We start from the raw sequence: 17,324 nt of genomic DNA on the forward strand, positions 1-17,324 counted from the left end.
GGCTCCTCAGCTCAGCAGCTGCGTCGCATCCTCGACGTGCACAACGGGCGGCTCGGCAGACACCACGGCCAGAGCCGCCCGGTGATCCGCGCCCACCTCCAGCTCCTGCACCTGGATCCCCGCCGGCACCGGCGCCTGGAGCTCCCCGCGCAGCCCTTCCCCGGTCGCCTTCAGCACAGCCTCTCTCCGCGTCCAGTACGCCGTGAACGCCCGCGCCCTCGCGATCCCGTCGTACCGCGTCAGCTCCCTCGCTTCCTCAGCACTCAACGCAACCCGAGCCACCCCGTCGACATCGATCCCCGGATCGACCTTCTCCACATCGAGCCCCACCGGCCGCGTCGAGAATGCAACCCCCACCAGCTCTCCCGAGTGCGTGACCGACAGCTCCACCCCGTCCGCCCGCACCTTCCCATGGGGCTTCCCGCACTCGACGCACGTGCGATCCAACCCAACCCTTGCCGCCGGCAACGAAACCCGGCGCCCGAGCACCCGCCGTGTGATCGTCACTCCCAGCAGAAACCGCGCTCTGTCCTCGTCGCGGACATACGCGTGCAGCCGCCCCCGCTCAACCGGATCCAGATCCCCGACAAACGCATCCCGAGCCGCACCAATCTGAGCCCACCACACCTCAACCACAGCTCGACTATCACCCACATCAGCCGCGCCGTACGCGCTCCCCGCGATCGTCCTGCGGGGATCTGTCACACCGGCCCCGGTGTCCACGTCAGCTTGCCTGTGCGGAGGTCGTGCAGGACGTCGTCGATCCACTTCGCCTCGGCGATCGCCACCGCGACCTGGTACTCCGTCTCCAACAAGGCAAACCGGGGGATCGGCTGACCGTCCACCTCCGACCGGAGCTCCAGATGCAGCTCGGCGATCCGCTTCGTCAGCGACTCCCGCCGCTGGCTCAACAGCTCGCCGGCCGTCTCGGGCGTCACCAGCATCACGAACGACAACGCCGCGGGGAACTCCGGGAACTCGTTCCTTGGTGTGGTCAGAATCTCCGCCAACCACTGCCGGCAGATCTCCCGCCCCTCGTCGGTCAGGTGGTAGACCGTCCGCTCCGGGTAGCGCTCGTCCTGCTCGGTCGCGCCGGCCGTGAGCAGTCCGGCCTCTTCCAGCCGCACGATCATCCGGTACAGGCTGGTCCGCTGACCGACGTTGACGACCTGATCCTTGCCCCATTGCCTGATCAGCCGCTGGATCCCGTACGGATGCATCGGCCCGTTCTCCAGCAGGCCGAGGATCGCGAGCGCGAGCGGTGAGCGTCGAAAAGTCACCTCTTCAGCATAAGGGGCAAAGAAACTAGTTGCAATGTAACTAGATGGCATGTAACTATCGATCCATGAAGACCGCAGAACTCACCCAAGGCACCGTGACGTCCCGCGACGGCACCGAGATCGGCTACTACAAGACGGGCCAAGGCCCAGCCGTCGTCGTGCTGCACGGCAGCATGGAGTCCGCCCGCAGCCACACGCTCCTCGCGGAAGCTCTGGCAACGGACTTCACCGTCTACCTCCCGGACCGCCGAGGTCGCGGCCGCTCCGGCGCGCAGCGCCCTGACCACACGGTCCGCACCGAGGTCGAGGACCTCGAAGCCGTCCTGACTGCGGCCGGCGCAGACCGGGCGTTCGGAGTCAGCGCCGGGGGAGCGGTCGTCCTCGAAGCGGCGAGAACCCTGCCCCTGAAGCAGATCGCGCTCTACGAGCCTGCGATCGTTGCCGACGGCGCCCCGCACCGCGAGTGGCTGACCCGCTTCGACCAGGAGGTCGCCCGCGGTGATCTCGCCGCCGGGATGGTCACCAGCATGTTCGGCTTCGAGATGGCCCCGCCGTTCCTCAAGGTCATTCCCCGCGGCCTGCTCCGCCGGATGACCGAGAAGATGATGGCCAAGGAGGAGAGGCAGGCTCCGGCCGACGCCATCACCATGCGCCAGCTCGCTCCCACGCTCCACGTCGAGGGCACGATCGTCGCCGAGCTCGCCGGCACTTTCGACAGCTTCCGCGCCGTCAACGCCGACGTACTCCTCCTCGGCGGCACCAAAGGTCTCCCCGGCCTCAAGCCCGGCCGCGACACCCTCGAGAAGGTGCTCCCGCACTGCCGGCGGATCGAGTTCGACGGCTACGACCACGGCTCGTCGTCGGATCCAGGCGGCGTCAACCCGACGGGCAAGCCGGACGCAGTACGACGGATCGCCGAAGAGGTGAAGGCGTTCTTCAAGCAGTCGTGAGCGCCCACTCGACAGCGTCCGCGATATCGACCACGGGATACCGCACCGCCCGTACGACGCGATCGCTGCCGATCACCAGCACGACCCGCTTCAACCGCTCGTACCCGCCCGCCCGGAACGTCGGCAGCCGCAGCGCCGCCACCAGCTCCAGCTCGAGATCCGACAGCAGCAGGTGTGGAATCTCCTCCGCCCGCGCGAACGCCTGCTGCTCGTCAGTCCGCTGCGTACTCACCCCTCGTACGGCGATCCCGCGCGCGACGAAGTCGTCGTACCGACCAGCAAAGAGCCGGTTCTCCAGCGTGCACCCGCTGGCCCCCGCGATCTCGTTCCACCCGTCCGGCAACGGCGTCGGCCGCCCGGTCGCCGGATATCCGAAGAGCACGGTGGCCCGGGCATCCTCGTCGACCACGTCAACCGTCGTACCGGCGATCGACGGCAAAGCGATGTCCGGCACCCGCTGACCGACCAGCTCGTGCAATCGATGCGCCGGCGGCTCGTCCTCCGAGTTGGTCCCGGTCAGCGAGCCGTCCCCGAGCAGCCAGCGATCGCCCCAGTCCTGCAGCGCAACGAGCACCGGCAGCAACGCCCGCCCGCGCTCAGTCAGCCGGTACGCATACCGGGTCGGCCGCTCCTGGTACGCCGACCGCGAGACGATCCCGCTCTCGAGCAGACCGTTGAGCCGCTCGGTCAGCACCTTGCGCGAGATGTGCAGCGATTCGGCGAGCTGGTCGAACCGCTCCAGCCCGCGGGCCAGGTCACGGACGACCAGCAGTTCCCAGCCGTCGCCGATGACGCCGAGGGACTGCGCGATCGCACAGTCCGGCTCGGGCGAGAAGGTGCTCCGCCGCACGACGTACTCCTTCGATTCCGGTTGCCACCACGCTAGCTGGCCGAGTAAGTTCCTGACAGGAACTTACTAGAGGAGGCCAAGGCATGTACTGGCGCCGCATCGCGGACCTGCCCACCTGGCTCAAGGCCGTCATGGTCGGCCAACTCGTCAGCTCCGCCGGCGCACTCGCCTGGATCTACCTCACCCTCTATCTGGTCGAGGACCGCGGTATGTCGGCGCAACAGGCCGGCTTCGCGGCCGCGGCGTACGGCATCGGGCTGCTAGGCGGCAACCTCGGCGGCGGCTGGTTCGGCGACCGCTTCGGCCTGCGTACGGCGGCAGTCGGCAGCCAACTGCTCTGGGCCGCCAGCTGTATCGCGATGCCGTTCGCGCCGGGCGTCACGATCGCGGCCGTGGCGGTCTGCGCGGGCCTCTTCGGCGGCGCGGGCCGCCCGAACATGAGCGCCCTGGTCGCGACCGCCCTCCCGCCCGACCGCCGCCGCGAAGGCATCGCCCTGTCCCGCACCGCGAGCAACGCCGGTTTCACCATCGGCCCACCGCTCGGCGGTCTCCTGGCCGCCTACAACTTCTCGCTCGTCTTCGTGATCGACGCCGCGACAAGCCTGATCCTGGCCGCGATCGTCTGGCGCTGGGTCCCGCCGGCCCGCCGTACGGCGGCTGCTTCCACTGCCGGTCTGTGGAAGACAGTTCTGGCTGACCGTCCGGTGCTACTCGTCCTCGCGACGATCGTCATCGTCGACACCGTGTACCGCCAGATCTTCGCCACCATGCCGCTCCTGCTCCGCGACGCAGGCACCCCGGCCGTCGCCTACGGCGTACTCATTGGCGTCAGCTCCGCCGTGATCGTTCTGTGTGAGGCACCGCTCGCCGTACGGCTCCGCGGCCATCGCGCGACCAGGGTCATCGCAGTCGGCTTCGCGCTCGTCGGCGCAGGACTCGCGATCCTCGGTGTCTGGCCGGCGCTCGCCGGGGCGACGCTGGCGATCGTCGTGATCACGGCGGGGGAGATGCTCTACAAACCGACCGCGACCGCGCATGTCGCCGACGCAGCGCCCGAGGGGATGGTCGGGCGGTACTCCAGCCTGTACGCCGCTGCGTCGATCAGCGGCATGTTCCTGGCGCCGGCGATCGGCGGGTCGGCATACCAGCACGCTCCGCAACTGCTCTATCCGATCGCCGCGGCGCTCGCGCTGGCTGCCGGCGCCGTACTGCTGGTCACTCGGGCAGCGGCGCCGGACGTCCTTCCCAGCGGGTCGACAGCACGACCGTCGTCCGTGTCCTGACCACGCCGTTGACCCGGCGCAGCGAGCCGACCACCGCCTCGAGCTGGGTGACGTCCGCGACCCGGACCTTGACCACGAGCTCCTGGTCGCCCGCGACGAACCAGCAGTCCTCGACGGCGACGATGTCGCGGACCTGATCGACGATGTCATCGGTCTCGACATCGTCGCGCTGGAACAGCCCGATCAGCGCGCTGGTCCCGAGTCCGACCTGATCCGGGGCGACGACGGCGCGGTACCCGAGCAGCACGCCGCGCTCCTCGAGCCGCCGTACCCGCTCCTGGACGCTCGGGCCGGACAGTCCGACCTCGCGGCCGAGCTCGGCCCAGCTCGAGCGGCCGTTCAGCCGGAGCGCCTCGATCAGCTGCCGGTCGATCGCGTCCATGACGCCTCCTGTTCACCGCAGATTCTAAGGTCTGGAATGTTTCAGACCTTCAATTCGTTTGTGACAACGTAGTTCAAACCGTACAATTCGAGGTACTGGGGTCAGTCCGCCCCAGCTCCGCCGCACCAACCCAGTGAAGGAATCATGATCACCCCCGAAGTTGCCCGTGCCCACATCGACGAGCGGCACCGCGTCGCAGCGCAGGCCCGCCGCGCCCACGCCGTACCGTCTGCCTGGCGCCGGCTGCTGACCCGTCACGTCCGCCACAGCTGACCTCTTACCGCGACCGGTGTCCTCGTGAGGCCACCGGTCGCTGTCGTCCGGGCGGTCACGAGATAGGCTTCGCATCATGTTCTCGATCCTCGTGCCGCAGGTGGCGGCCATCGAAGCGGCCGCCGTCGAGGCGTCGCACATCTCGAAGTGGTGGTACGGCGGGTTCGCGCTGGTCGTGTTCCTCCTGCTGCTGCTCGTCACCGTCATCATGGGTAAGGGCCGGCCGCACAGCTAGCGGCTGTCTTGCTGTGCAGATTGTCTGAAGGGCTGACGTGGCTTCTGTGGAGCGGGTACGACGCATCGGTGTGATGGGTGGCACGTTCGACCCGATCCATCATGGCCACCTTGTCGCGGCCAGCGAAGTGCAGGCGTACTTCGATCTCGACGAGGTGATCTTCGTTCCGACCGGCCAGCCGTGGCAGAAGTCGGACAAGAAGGTCTCCCCGGCCGAGGACCGGTACCTGATGACCGTGATCGCGACCGCGTCGAACCCGCGGTTCTCGGTCAGCCGGGTCGACATCGACCGGCCGGGTCCGACGTACACGATCGACACCCTGCGCGACCTGTCCAGGCTGTATCCGGACGCCGAGCTGTTCTTCATCACCGGCGCCGACGCGCTCGCCCAGATCCTCACCTGGCGGGACGTGGACGAGATGTTCAAGCTCGCCCAGTTCGTCGGCTGTACCAGGCCGGGGACGGAGAGCCTCGAACTGCCGCTCGACCAGCTGCCGATGGACCGGATCACCCTGCTCGAGGTGCCGGCGCTGGCGATCTCCTCGACCGAGTGCCGTGCCCGGGTCGCCAAGGGCAACCCGACCTGGTACCTGGTGCCGGACGGCATCGTCCAGTACATCGCCAAGCGTGAGCTCTACACCAACCGTTAGGACCTTTATGTCTGCCAGTGAACGCGCCATCGAGCTGCTGACCGCGGCTGCGGAAGCAGCCCACGACAAGAAGGCCGAGAACGTTCTCGCCTTCGACGTGTCCGAGCAGCTCGCGATCACCGACGCGTTCCTGGTCGCCTCCGCCTCCAACGACCGCCAGGTCCGCGCGATCGTGGACGCGATCGAGGAGAAGCTGCGAGTCGACTTCGACGCCAAGCCGGTACGCCGCGAAGGCGCCCGCGAGGGCCGCTGGGTGCTGCTCGACTACCTCGAGATCGTCATCCACGTCCAGCACGACGAGGAGCGCGCGTTCTACTCGCTCGAGCGCCTCTGGCGCGACTGCCCGGTCATCCCGCTGCCGTCGCCCGTCCCCGGCGCCGCCGTTCCTGGCTCGGGTCTGCCTGGCTCGGCTTCGGCCGAATGAGCGCGGGCCGGCTGATCGTCTGGCGGCACGGCCGGACGGAGTGGAACCTCCAGGACAAGATGCAAGGCCAGGCCGACATCCCACTGGACTCAGTCGGTCTGTCGCAGGCCCGCTCCGCCGCCGCGCGCCTGGCAGCCCTGGCGCCGACGAGACTCTTCGCCAGCGACCTCCAACGCGCGGCCGCCACGGCCGCTGAACTCGCCGCGCTGACCGGCCTCAAGATCGAGTACGACGAGGCGCTGCGCGAGATCGACGTCGACGACTGGGCCGGCCTCACCTCGTCCGAGCTCGCCGCCATCAACCCCGAGGCCGCCGCCCGCATGCGCAGCGGCGAACCCCAACGCCGCGGCACCAACGGCGAAACCATCGAAGAGGTCGCCACCCGCTTCAGCGGAGCGCTCCAGCGCATCGCGGAGGAAGGCACCTCCGAGGACACCATCGTCATAGCCACCCACGGCCTGGCCGCCCGCGTCGGCATCTGCCTGTTCCTCGGCATCCCACAGGCCAACTGGCCCGCCTTCGGAGGCCTCGCCAACTGCAACTGGGTCTCCCTCCTCCCCGGCCGCCGAGGCTGGCGAATCGAAGAGTGGAACGCCGGCTCCCTCCCCGAACCAGTCATGAGCGACGACCCCCAACGCTGACTCTGTACGTCGGGTGAACCGCCCAAACGACACCGCTCCGCGGCGCTGTCTTAGTGGCCGGCTCCGCCGACGGGCCGGAACCCAGCCGCGCCGCCGCGAAGCCACTGAACCGGGGTGAAATCACATAGAGGACGCCGCTCCGCGGCGGCAGTTTCTAAGCGCCTCCGGCGGACGCAGAGCGTGATGCGGCGTACTCTCCTCGGCGCATGACAGCCGTCAGCCGTCGCCTACGCAAGCGCGCCGGCGAGGGCAACTGGGCTGTCGCGCACCTCACCAGCCCCACGAGCCAACCGATTTTTCTTTGCCGCCCACCATCCGCTAAACTTCCGGAGTCGCAAGACACCGCGGGGCTTTGGCGCAGTTGGTAGCGCGCTTCCATGGCATGGAAGAGGTCAGGGGTTCGAATCCCCTAAGCTCCACCGCAAGTCAGAGGCCCTTTCCCAGTTGGGAAGGGCCTCTGATTTTTGGCCCGGGAGGCTAATTGGGAGGCTACGGCTTCTCGTTGGTGCCCTCGCGGCCCTGATCGGGGAAGATCTCGTCCATCTTCGTAGCGCCTTCTGTGAGGACCGGTCGCAGCTCGTGCCGGTAGACCTTCTCCGTCACGTTGGTGCTGGCGTGCCCGACCAGCCGCGAGATTTCCTCGATCCGCACACCCTTGCTCGACAGCAGCGAGACGAAGCTGTGCCGTAGCTCCCGTGGGGTCCACATCGTCGGGTCGAGTCCGGCAGCCTTGACTACCTTCCGAAACGCCCGACGCACATTGGCGGCATCGAGCTGGGAACCCATCTCGGAGGTGAAGACCAGGTTCAGGTTCTGCCAACGGAGTCCTGCCGCGCGCCGTGGGACGTCCTGGTGCTCTTTGTGCACCTTCAGTGCGGCCACGCAGCGCACAGCCAACTCAAGCGTCCGCCGAGATTTCGGCGTCTTCGTGTCGCCACCTGACCGGACCGAACGCCAGACCTGAATGGACGGCGGCACGAGAGGTGATGTGTTCGGTCTGCCGTCGAGATCGAGGTTGGCCCAGGTAAGCGCCCTCAGCTCCTCAGTTCGGGCTCCGGTGAGCAGCGACACGACGATGTAGGCGTGCATCGCCGATGACTCGGCCGCTGTCAGAAGCGCTTCTGCTTGCTGCACCGAGAGCGACTTCGAGGGTCGCCCGCCTGTGCCGGTGGGGATCTCGCAGAGCATCACCACGTTGCGATGTACCTTCTCCCGCGCCTGCGCTCGCATGATCGATCGGCGCAGAATCGAATGAAGCCGACGGAGGGTGTCGGTGCTGAGGGCCTTGGCCTTGTCCGCAAGCCAATCGTCTACCTCGTCGGCGGTCAGGGCTTGGAGCCTCTAGCCGCCTGCCAGAGCAGCGGGACGCTGGCAGCGATCGTCAGCAACAACTACGCCGAAGCCGTCGTGCGCTACCTCGCCCTCACCGGCCTCGCCGATCGAGTGGTGCACGTCGAGGGACGCGATCCCTCGGACCCAACGCTGATGAAGCCAAGTCCACACCTGATCGAAAACGCCGCGCGATCGCTCGGTGTACGCACGACAGCTTGTGTCTTCATCGGCGACCAAACGAGCGATATGGAAGCGGGCCGGGCCGCCGGAACCCGCACGATCGGCTACGCCAACAAGCCAGGCAAGGCCGACGCACTCGCTGTTGCTGGAGCCGATGTCGTCGTGGCGACGATGGCCGAAGTAGCGGTTGCCATCCGCTAATCGCGGCGAAAGCCGCCTAGGCCGACGAAACTTGCTAAAGTGCATGCCCTTCAACTAGCACGACAGAGGGGCTTGGGGTGGGTCAGGAGAGCGACGCTCGGCTAACGGGCTTGTCAGACGGGTTCCAAGGTTATCGCCGCCCAAGCAATGAACTATGGCGGGACGCCTACACGAAGGGCATCATTTGCCTGGACACCAGCGCGGTTCTAGATGCATATCGGTTTTCGCCTGCTGGCCGCAAAGAATATCTAGACATCTTGCACCGCCTCCACGAACGCATCTTCGTGCCCCATCAAGTCGCGCTTGAATTTCACCGCCGCCGAGTTGACGCTGTTGCCGATCGCCTTGCTGAACTAGAGAGTCTCCGCGACGAGGCCGCAAAAGCAACGGCTAGCACGAAAAGTGTTGTGAACAGGCTTGGCCAGCGGGCAAGGGCACTCCGGGGGCAGATACCAGGAATCTTGGAAGAGCAGTCGGCGGCGCTTGAATTTGTAGACAAGATCATTGCGGAATACGACTTAAAGACCGAATCTGTTGCTGGCGGTCAAGACGCCGTTTACCCTCAAATCCAAGCCCTACTTGAAGGGCGCGTCGGGCTCCAGCCAACTGCGGAGCAACTTGAAGTCGACCAAGCAGAGGGCCTCGCGAGGCTAGAAGCAGGCAAGGCACCAGGATTCAAGGACAGGAATAAGGACGAAAATTCGACAGGGGACTACCTTTGGTGGGCAGAGCTTCTTAGGTACGCGAAATCGGTCACGACTGGGCCCGTCTTGGTCGTCACGAATGACACGACGAAAGGTGACTGGACATACACGAAGAAGGGCATCCGCATCGGGGCACACTTGGAACTGGTGGACGAGATGTACCGAGAAACGGGACACCAACTTCTCATCACCACTGTTTCCGAGTTGGTTCAATTCGCTGGAACACATCTTGACGTAGGAAGTGCGGTCAGCCAGGAGACTGTTGCCGAAGCTCAAGATATAGCCCTCTCCGCGAAACTGAAGCGAGACTCCGAGCAACCGCTCGACCGCAAGGACTCGCATCAGAGACCGATCTCGCTAGACGAGGCTGCCGATGTGAGTGGCATCTCTGCAGAATTGCTCAGATACTTCGTCGATGCCGGGCTACTGAGAGGGCTTCACCCCGAGCCGAGTTCGGACGAATTCCATTTCCATCCTCGTGACGTGGCCCGAGCAATGTTCGTGAATGCAGCATATGTCATGGGTATTTCCCGTCGCCAACTGCGAGGATTCGCCGACTCATTGCCACCGGGCACGCTGAATTACAATGCGACCCTATACATGAAGGACGGCGAGCTATTCGTTTCTCTAGACAGAGATGATCTGGATGGGCTCGTCAAAGGCGGATGGAAGCGCCTCAGCCCGCCCTTCGGGGAACTATTGGATGTGGTGACCTCCAGCTGGCCGCCGAACCGTGTACGCCTAGTCAAGCGGCGACGTACTCGTTCAGCGTCCGACGAGAGGGCTCGCCGCCTGGCGCACCGCCGTGAACTACTGGAGGAGGTTGAGCTTCAGATTGCCCGCGCTGAAGGCGAACCCGGGGATATGTCGCCCCAGATTGATTTCCTGCGGGACGAGGCAGCATATCTACGAGCTGCGATTAGGCGCGAACTCGAGGAGGACGGTACTGATTGAGCGTGCTGGCGCGTCGCGCTTGGTCTCAGTTTTGGTCTCATTCGTGAGCGTTCGCCACGGTTCGTGTCAGTACATGTCGCTCTACACGGTCATCTGAGCATCTGCACAGAACGCTTCCGAACGGAAATCCGAGGAATTGGACGCGTGTTGCGGTCCGGTCCACCCAATCAGCTCAGATGGCAGGTCAGAGGCCTTTTAACGGATCACCAGGACGCGAGTTGCGGGATCGGAATCATCACTCGAGAGATCGTGCTCGAGGGCCGCGGCGTTCGAGACGTAGCGGTCGGGGTCGTAGACGACGCCCATGATGGCTTGGCAGTCAGGATGACGCTGGTATCGGTTCCAGTCGATCGCGAGTTCCTCCCCGACCTTCTTGTCGGTCAAGCTGGGGCGCGTCATCTTTGTCTCGATGATCACGCCTGTCTCGCGAAGCAGGAAGTCCACGCGGGATGCGGCGCCCGCCTGTTGCGGCACCGCGTCTTCTGGCTGCACATCGTCGTAAAGGCAGCTGGAGTACTGCGTGGACGAGGACTTGGAGGTCGGCCTCCTTGGCGATCGTCGGCCGCGGAACGCGATCGTTACCGGCAGCGGCCAACACGGCCAGGAACTCAGGCAGCCGGCGGAAGACTGCTGCGAGTTCGTCGAGCACCGTGACGACGTTGGCTTGGTCGTGCATGACAACGTTCAAGACCTCTCGCTGGGCGGCGAGCTCCTCTCGGCGATCCTCGAACGGATACGTCCAGCGGGGGAACAGCGAGGGTTCCTCTGGGTTGTACAGCGGGCTCTCGGCAAGCGGGTCAGTGAGGAATGCACGCACACGTTTGATGAAGGGCCCGCCCTCGTACATGTCCATGAATCGCTTGCGCCCATCACCTTCCGGGATCTCGCGGAGCGCTGCTGCGTACCAGGCCTGATAGAGGCGTTGTGCAGCTCTGATCCCCACGGCATCTGGTGGAGAGCCGTGCTGCCAACTCGACAGCCGGTCCTCGATCTGCTCGCTCTCTTCGATCAGCTTCTCGATCCGGAGTCGCTTCTGAGGGGACTTGGGCATAGGGCAATCCTGCACTGGTTCGCTGGTCTGTGCGGAATCAGCGCGGACGTTTGGCTTCTCGGCCGCGTCGACGCAGGTCAGGACGCCCTACTCAACCCTCTGTAAATCTGTCGGCAACGATCGCCAGGTCGGCGGCCGACCGCCCACGGGAAGCAGATGTTCAGCCGGGAACTTGCTGCCCCGTAAACCTATGAGTGACTGTCGGCGACCACCGGTTAAGGCACGCGGAAGGCGCGAGCATCGACGGTGCGAACTGGCGAAATGTGCCGCCGGAAAATTAACAACCATGTCATCGATCGCCAGGCGTGTCACGCGCCGTTTGACGGGCGTGTCAGGCTGGATCGGCGCTCGCTGATCTGTCAGCTTTGTTCTGATGCTGGTGATCGCCAGTGCTCCGTCCTGATGCGCGACGGGGAAGTCGCGTACTTAGCTTGGGGAAGAACTATGAGTAGGAACGAACGGCACGTCGTCAAGAACGACGACGGCGGATGGGACGTCAGGAAGCCCGGCTCCGACAAGGCCAGTGCGAAGCTGCCGACGCAGGCTGATGCGATCGATCGGGCGCGCGAGATCGTCGGGAACAGTGGGGGCGGTGAGGTCGTCATCCATGGGCGTGACGGCAAGATCCGTGACTCGGACACCGTGTCGCCGGGCAACGACCCGAATCCGCCGAAGGACCGGAAGTAGTCGCAGATGCAGATGCGGAGACGGCTCGACCACGATCATCCCTGCCTGGCATGTGACGCGCCGTGGGAGATCGTCTCGAAGCCCATTTACGTCGATCAGCTCGCCGAGCCGGTGAAGTGGGCTGACGTCAGTAGCAACTGCTCGGCGCAGTGCTTTCTGCAGAATGTCGATCGCTACAACCAAGGCCTCACGGACCGCCACGCTCGCGGGTGGTAGGAGATGCCCGCCTGTCCCGCACCTGTGATAGCTGCCAACCAAGGTCTGCGCGGCAAGTGCCAATAGTCGGTTGCCGATTCCCGTACGGACGCCTCTGGCGCTCTTGATGCGTGTCGTGGCGCCGTACGATCGTGCGGCCAGCGGGATGGGACGAACCGGCATTCAGACGTAAGAAACGTCGGTCCGGGGCGCGCGCCGAAGGCGTGCCTTGATTCTTGAGAGGTCAATTCTGCAGTGCGGCCGACGAGGAGAAACAATGGCGCAGAGTGACAGACTCCGCAGCGAGATCGCCACGTTGCAAACCAAGAAGGCGGCGCTTGCGGACGTCGTAGCGAAGAATGAGAAGGCCGCTGCACGCGCGCGGGAGACGGCACGCAAGAAGCGCGAGCAGGCGGGAAGGACCAAGAACGCGTCGAGCGTGCGGTCGTTGCTCTCTGCAGCAGAGAGTGAAGACAAAAAGGTGGTTGCCGCCGAAGAGAAGATCGCGAAAGCGCGGAAGGATATCGGGACGGTTGACAAGTCGATTGCGTCGAAATCGACGTCTCTGACGACGGCGGAAGCGACGGAAAGGCGGTCGGCCGACAACGCGCAGAAGCGCGCTGATTCACGGCGGCGGAGTGAAGAGCGTGCCCACGCTCGGGAAGTGGGTAGGCTGTCGAGTCCTTCAGTTCAAGTCCGCTACGTGCAGGTTCGAGAGCCCGAGCCTGAGAAGCTTCGGGTGTTGTACCTAACTGCGAACCCTGAAGCCGTCGAGTCGACCGTTACCGACCCGGACGGGACGGTTGCGGACTACGGGACCTGGCTGCGCGTTGACCGCGAGGTTCGCCAGGTCCGTCAGTCTCTGCGCGGTTCCCGGTATCGCGAGCTCGTCGGCATCGACCACGCGCCGGCGGCCACGTTCGGGGACCTGGTGGACGGTCTGAATGACCACCGACCACACATCGTTCATTTCTCGGGACACGCTGACAGTGACGGCTTGCTGATGGAAAATGACGCCGGAGACGAGGTAGGCCATGACATCGACTTTCCGTTGCTTGCGCATGCCCTCGGCGCGACCGATGACCCACCGCGCCTCGTCGTGATGAACGCATGCAACAGCCTCGACGGAGCGGATGATCTGCTCCAGACCGTGCCTATCGTGATCGGTATGTCGGACAGCATCGACGACACGGCCGCGGTTGTGTTTGCCGCTGCGTTCTATGCGGCTATCGCGTCAGCGCAGTCGGTGTCGTCGGCCCTCGACCAGGCAAAGGTCAAGATGCTTGCCGCCTCGCTCGATGGCTCGGACTTGCCGGAGCTTCGGCACCGAGACGATGTTGACCCTAAGAAGCTGGTCCTCGTGACGCCGCCGCTCAGTTAGTCCGACCTCGTGGGTTATCGCTCGGCAGGACGGCGCGGATGCAGGGGACCGCGCCCGGTCCGCTGGCTAGGGGGTTGCCCGCGGGTGATGGTGGATGCGGCGCCGCTCAGTTCACGTACCCAGATCCGTACCCAAGGCGTTCCGGGAGCTGGCCGATCGGATGAGACGCAGGAGACGAACTGGACGGCGGGCAGGCCGACTACATGCAGCTCTCGACACCTGCCGTTGCCCCTGAGACACCGCCCGGGCTACTCATAACCCAGAGGTCGCTGTCAAGTCGTGCCCGTCTGGGTCTGGGGGTTCTTAGTTTGTCAGTGCGATCGGATGATGGGGTCGACCCTCCACCACCGGGTCCGTTCTCGCTTGGTTGACGGCTCGGTCACCCGGGCGCCACAACGTCAGGCCAACCGTCGGCACATTCCGCACGTCGTACGAGGACGGCTCACAGGCCCTGCGGCGCAATCGGTGGCACCCTGGGTTGGTGAACAGGAGTCAGGAGAACCTGAGCGTCACTTTTCGATCGATTGCTGAGAAGATGCGGATCGATTTTGAGGCGCAGCGTCAGCAGGTTGAGCATCGTGGACTGAGGGGCCGCGCGCGCGAGGTGACGCTCGTCGGGGAGTACCTGGAGCGGTACCTGCCGCGTAACCTGCTCGTCCGGCGGAACGTCGAGATCGTCTCCGCTGACGGTCAGGTGTCGACCGAGTGTGACGTGGTGATCTGTGATCCGGCCACGCCGCCTCTGTGGACGGCCGGCGATGTGGAGGTCGTTCCCATTGAGTGTGTGCATGCGGTAATCGAGGTGAAGTCACGCCTAGACGCCACAGAGTTGCGGAGTTGCTGCGACAAGATCGGCAGCATCAAGCGGTTTCCCAAGACGGCGTTCATGCCGCAGCAGCGCTCGGGGATCCGCCGGAGTGTGGAACTTTACGGTCGTGACTGGGAATTCTTTCCTGTTCTTGGCTTTGTCTTCGCTTTTGAATCTGCGGATCTACAAAGGCTTGGCGAGGTTATTTCAGAGCATGCTGTCGATGGAGATTTGTCCCCCGAGCACCGGATCGATGGCGTGTACGTGCTATCGCGAGGAGCCGTAGTGTGGGGCGGTCCTGAAGACGATTGGCGAACCGCGCAGCCAGGACCTATACGAGTTCGAGCGCTGGCGTCATTACCAGGCCGATCGCCGCTCCCGCTTCTAGCCATGCACCTTCAAGGGATGCTGCAGTCGACCTTCATGCCAAAGTTCCGCATTGGCGACTACATGGGCGACGAGATCTTCGGGTCTGTGAGCTACTTCGATCCGAACCCTGATGATCCTGAGACATCGGAGGTGGATCGCTAGACAGGCGTTCGCGGCCTGGACCGTCGCAGTGCGCGGAGCCTGTGACCCAAATCGGTGGGGTCGGCCTGGATCCTTGAGACAGCGTCAGGCCTGCTCGTGTTCCCGCGCCGTGGGGGTTTTGTCAGTTTTGTCAGTTCTGTCAGCCCACTCGCGTTGCGGCGTCGCAGCCCCAGGTGCGGGGGAGTGGCGCGCTGTCCGCCCGCGCCGCCCGCGCGGGCGGGGCTGTGCGCAGGTCGTCCGGGCGGCGCTGGATCCTAGTGCCAAGGCTGGGATTCAGGCACTCTCTGAGGGTGCTACACGATGTGACGGCTGATGGTGGCCTGGGCTTCTGCCAGGCCGCGCTCCCATGCCTACTGCCCTGGGGCTACCACGGTCCTCTTGTCGTAGCGCTGGATTCAAACGTCTTGATCGATTTGCAGATGTACGGGAGCGCACTTTTCAACGACGAGATCCCCGAAGTCGAGGACGAGAACTACGCCAACGATCTGGCAGGACTGTCCGAGCTGACAAATCTCTGGCTGCTGCGAGACATCCGGTTCGTGGTGACCCCTCGGTCGCTCACCGACGCCAAGCGGGTGACTCCTCGCTTCCTCGGGCGTCGGTTGCCGGCGGTGCAGGCGATCGCTGAGAGCCTGGCCTTTCAGTTCGGGGACTGGACGGCGACCGCACCCTCCTACGAGGAGAGTCGCCCGGCAGTCGGCCAGGACCACGGTTTACCCGTCGGTGCAGATCGGGACTTGGTGCTCGAGGCGCAGGCGATCAGCGCCCACATCTTCCTTACGCGCGACCGGGAGATCTTGGAAAAGACCAGGCTCTCTGGTCCGCGCCTAAGCCTGCTTCGTCCCTCCGTATTGGCAGACGAGCTTGTCGCGGGCGGCGTACAGCCGATGTGGGGTGGGACTTGTGAGGCAGCCGATTGCCCCTACGACGCCTGGTCGATGCCGGCGCCGGACATGGGCAAATGGTCGGGTCTGTTCTCGGTCTTCGAACAGGAGTGAAGGCCAAGCAGACCAGCCTATGATCGTCATCTGCACTCGGTCGAAGTCGCACGGAGATTAGGGGAGGGTCATGGGGGAGAATATGAATCTGGCCGATGATCCAGATTATCGCATCGTGCTTCCGCGCGAATTAGTCAGGCGAGAGCTTCAAGATCTGACGGATAACGTGGCGACGTATTCGGACTGGGCCGACAGAGTCGAGCTGTTGCTAGAAGAGGCGTTTGCGGGCGGTGCGGCAAAGAATCGCTTTTCTGCGTTGCGCAAGCGTGCGGCGGCGTCCGATCCGTTTGTGGAGTTCGGCTCTTCGGCTACTTCAGACGGTCCATTGCGGTTCCTCGCTTCCCTGTTGGCGTCCCTCGACTCACTGCGGGCAGCCACTCAGCGGTCCCCGTACTGGTCCGAGCGACTGGCTAATGGTTCCAAGGCAACGATCACGGTTGATGCCGCTGCCCGTAGGTACGTCCAGCTCGTTACCGATCTTGTTGAGCGTGGGTACCTCGTAAGTGCGTTCGACTTCTATTGCGTTGACGGCCCGCCAACGGTGGAACCTTCAGACATCCTTGCTGAAGAGCTAGGCGTCCCGAGCCTATGGCCGCTGGACGCCGCATACCTCGCCGCGGACCAGAACACGTTCTTTGACGTAATAGAGGTCCTTAATGACCGGGTGTCGAGACCGCGCAGCAGGTGGTTTCATTCATACAACGGCTGCGGTTGGCATTACGCAGACTTCTCACCTGCGGAAGGGCGCCTCGTCTACCAAGCTATGGTGAACGGGTTGCTGGAAAAGACCGCGCTTGGCGTTCGGCTCGCGACGGATGGAGAAGATGCCGGCCGCCTTGTCGTGGGTACGGATGACGCACGGTCTGACCTCACTCATCGTATGGCCACGCGTGAGGATGCGGAGACCGGCGATATAGTCCGGCATGCGTTGTCGATGTTCCGACAGCGTGGTGCTACGGAGCATCACAAACGTTCCGCGGCAATCGCCTTGGCAGGTGTCCTGGAGCGAAGGCGCGGCCTGCTGAAAACAAGCCTGCTGCGGAAGGATGAGGGAGCACTCTTCCAAATTGCCAATGAGTTCGCCGTCAGGCATCAAAGAGCTGATCAGAAGGACGACTATGACCCGGTCTTCCTTGACTGGGTCTTCTATTGGTATCTCGCGACTGTCGAGCTCACCGATCGGATCCTAGACCGGCAAGCGAGCGACGGAGATACCTCAGCCTAGTTTCGTGTCGACGTCCCCGATGGTCGAACCTGCTGCTCCTGACAAGTTTCTCTACGTCTTCAAGACGGGCCCCTCCAGGGCCCGAAAGCGCGCCGCCACCGCAGAGCGGG

The 17,324-nt window shown here is 64.5% G+C and carries 21 protein-coding genes and 1 tRNA gene; 16 read left to right on the forward strand and 6 right to left on the reverse strand.

Annotated features, from left to right (window positions below; translation table 11 throughout):
* Positions 1-6 precede the first annotated feature (6 nt).
* Positions 7-636 (reverse strand): 4'-phosphopantetheinyl transferase superfamily protein, encoded by a 630-nt coding sequence (locus OHA10_RS23055; RefSeq protein WP_371400834.1) that lies wholly within the window; start codon positions 634-636, stop codon positions 7-9.
* 65 nt (positions 637-701) lie between these two features.
* On the reverse strand, positions 702-1,280 hold the full coding sequence (locus OHA10_RS23060) for a PadR family transcriptional regulator (protein ID WP_371400835.1): 579 nt from the start codon (positions 1,278-1,280) through the stop codon (positions 702-704).
* A 65-nt stretch (positions 1,281-1,345) separates the two neighbouring features.
* Between OHA10_RS23060 and OHA10_RS23065 the strand changes: the two genes are divergently transcribed.
* The gene (locus tag OHA10_RS23065; RefSeq protein WP_371400836.1) at positions 1,346-2,230 is read left to right on the forward strand and encodes an alpha/beta fold hydrolase; all 885 of its coding nucleotides are present in this window, start codon (positions 1,346-1,348) and stop codon (positions 2,228-2,230) included.
* Here the strand turns inward: OHA10_RS23065 and OHA10_RS23070 are convergent.
* On the reverse strand, positions 2,217-3,080 hold the full coding sequence (locus OHA10_RS23070; RefSeq protein ID WP_371400837.1) for a winged helix-turn-helix transcriptional regulator: 864 nt from the start codon (positions 3,078-3,080) through the stop codon (positions 2,217-2,219). The genes OHA10_RS23065 and OHA10_RS23070 overlap by 14 nt on opposite strands.
* Before the next feature lie 83 nt (positions 3,081-3,163).
* Here OHA10_RS23070 and OHA10_RS23075 point away from each other — a divergent pair, with 83 nt between their 5' ends.
* Positions 3,164-4,363, forward strand: coding sequence for an MFS transporter (locus OHA10_RS23075; protein ID WP_371400838.1), 1,200 nt, complete (start codon positions 3,164-3,166; stop codon positions 4,361-4,363).
* Here the strand turns inward: OHA10_RS23075 and OHA10_RS23080 are convergent.
* Positions 4,296-4,745 carry an Lrp/AsnC family transcriptional regulator gene (locus OHA10_RS23080; RefSeq protein WP_371400839.1) on the reverse strand — a complete coding sequence of 150 codons (450 nt, stop codon included), beginning with the start codon at positions 4,743-4,745 and terminating at the stop codon, positions 4,296-4,298. The two genes, OHA10_RS23075 and OHA10_RS23080, sit on opposite strands and share 68 nt — an antisense overlap.
* A 144-nt stretch (positions 4,746-4,889) precedes the next feature.
* On the opposite strand from OHA10_RS23080, the gene OHA10_RS23085 reads away from it, so the two are divergent.
* The 6 genes from OHA10_RS23085 (at position 4,890) to OHA10_RS23110 (ending at position 7,386) form a co-directional block, all read left to right on the forward strand.
* Positions 4,890-5,018: a hypothetical protein gene (locus OHA10_RS23085; RefSeq protein ID WP_267901740.1), complete on the forward strand. Its 129-nt coding sequence runs from the start codon at positions 4,890-4,892 to the stop codon at positions 5,016-5,018.
* Positions 5,019-5,094: 76 nt separating this feature from the next.
* The gene (locus OHA10_RS23090) at positions 5,095-5,253 is read left to right on the forward strand and encodes a hypothetical protein (protein ID WP_371400840.1); all 159 of its coding nucleotides are present in this window, start codon (positions 5,095-5,097) and stop codon (positions 5,251-5,253) included.
* A 37-nt stretch (positions 5,254-5,290) separates the two neighbouring features.
* Positions 5,291-5,902, forward strand: a complete 612-nt coding sequence (gene nadD / locus OHA10_RS23095) for a nicotinate-nucleotide adenylyltransferase (RefSeq protein WP_130438946.1) — start codon at positions 5,291-5,293, stop codon at positions 5,900-5,902.
* Between the two features lie 7 nt (positions 5,903-5,909).
* Positions 5,910-6,326 (forward strand): ribosome silencing factor, encoded by a 417-nt coding sequence (rsfS, locus tag OHA10_RS23100; RefSeq protein WP_371400841.1) that lies wholly within the window; start codon positions 5,910-5,912, stop codon positions 6,324-6,326.
* Positions 6,323-6,967, forward strand: a complete 645-nt coding sequence (locus OHA10_RS23105; protein WP_371400842.1) for a histidine phosphatase family protein — start codon at positions 6,323-6,325, stop codon at positions 6,965-6,967. The genes rsfS and OHA10_RS23105 overlap by 4 nt, the downstream gene beginning before the upstream one ends.
* Positions 6,968-7,313: 346 nt before the next feature.
* Positions 7,314-7,386, forward strand: a tRNA-Ala gene (locus OHA10_RS23110).
* A 70-nt stretch (positions 7,387-7,456) separates the two neighbouring features.
* Here the strand turns inward: OHA10_RS23110 and OHA10_RS23115 are convergent.
* Positions 7,457-8,197 (reverse strand): site-specific integrase, encoded by a 741-nt coding sequence (locus OHA10_RS23115; RefSeq protein ID WP_371400843.1) that lies wholly within the window; start codon positions 8,195-8,197, stop codon positions 7,457-7,459.
* A gap of 21 nt (positions 8,198-8,218) precedes the next feature.
* On the opposite strand from OHA10_RS23115, the gene OHA10_RS23120 reads away from it, so the two are divergent.
* Both OHA10_RS23120 and OHA10_RS23125 read left to right on the forward strand, forming a co-directional pair.
* The gene (locus OHA10_RS23120; protein WP_371400844.1) at positions 8,219-8,680 is read left to right on the forward strand and encodes an HAD family hydrolase; all 462 of its coding nucleotides are present in this window, start codon (positions 8,219-8,221) and stop codon (positions 8,678-8,680) included.
* Positions 8,681-8,757: 77 nt separating this feature from the next.
* Positions 8,758-10,338: a PIN-like domain-containing protein gene (locus OHA10_RS23125; RefSeq protein WP_371400845.1), complete on the forward strand. Its 1,581-nt coding sequence runs from the start codon at positions 8,758-8,760 to the stop codon at positions 10,336-10,338.
* Positions 10,339-10,533: 195 nt separating this feature from the next.
* On the opposite strand, the gene OHA10_RS23130 is transcribed toward OHA10_RS23125, so the two are convergent.
* Positions 10,534-10,830, reverse strand: a complete 297-nt coding sequence (locus OHA10_RS23130; RefSeq protein ID WP_371400846.1) for a hypothetical protein — start codon at positions 10,828-10,830, stop codon at positions 10,534-10,536.
* Between the two features lie 28 nt (positions 10,831-10,858).
* Here OHA10_RS23130 and OHA10_RS23135 point away from each other — a divergent pair, with 28 nt between their 5' ends.
* The 6 genes from OHA10_RS23135 (at position 10,859) to OHA10_RS23160 (ending at position 17,214) form a co-directional block, all read left to right on the forward strand.
* Positions 10,859-11,494, forward strand: coding sequence for a hypothetical protein (locus OHA10_RS23135; RefSeq protein WP_371400847.1), 636 nt, complete (start codon positions 10,859-10,861; stop codon positions 11,492-11,494).
* A gap of 339 nt (positions 11,495-11,833) precedes the next feature.
* A complete protein-coding gene (locus tag OHA10_RS23140) occupies positions 11,834-12,076 on the forward strand; it encodes a DUF2188 domain-containing protein (protein ID WP_371400848.1) in 243 nt (80 codons plus the stop codon).
* A gap of 472 nt (positions 12,077-12,548) precedes the next feature.
* Positions 12,549-13,652 carry a CHAT domain-containing protein gene (locus OHA10_RS23145; protein ID WP_371400849.1) on the forward strand — a complete coding sequence of 368 codons (1,104 nt, stop codon included), beginning with the start codon at positions 12,549-12,551 and terminating at the stop codon, positions 13,650-13,652.
* 481 nt (positions 13,653-14,133) lie between these two features.
* On the forward strand, positions 14,134-14,991 hold the full coding sequence (locus OHA10_RS23150) for a DUF6602 domain-containing protein (RefSeq protein WP_371400850.1): 858 nt from the start codon (positions 14,134-14,136) through the stop codon (positions 14,989-14,991).
* 404 nt (positions 14,992-15,395) lie between these two features.
* Complete coding sequence (locus OHA10_RS23155; RefSeq protein WP_371400851.1) at positions 15,396-15,989, forward strand: hypothetical protein; 594 nt, start codon at positions 15,396-15,398, stop codon at positions 15,987-15,989.
* 82 nt (positions 15,990-16,071) lie between these two features.
* Positions 16,072-17,214, forward strand: coding sequence for a hypothetical protein (locus tag OHA10_RS23160; RefSeq protein ID WP_371400852.1), 1,143 nt, complete (start codon positions 16,072-16,074; stop codon positions 17,212-17,214).
* The last annotated feature ends 110 nt before the right edge of the window (positions 17,215-17,324 follow it).

The organism is Kribbella sp. NBC_00662, assembly GCF_041430295.1.
GTDB lineage: Bacteria > Actinomycetota > Actinomycetes > Propionibacteriales > Kribbellaceae > Kribbella.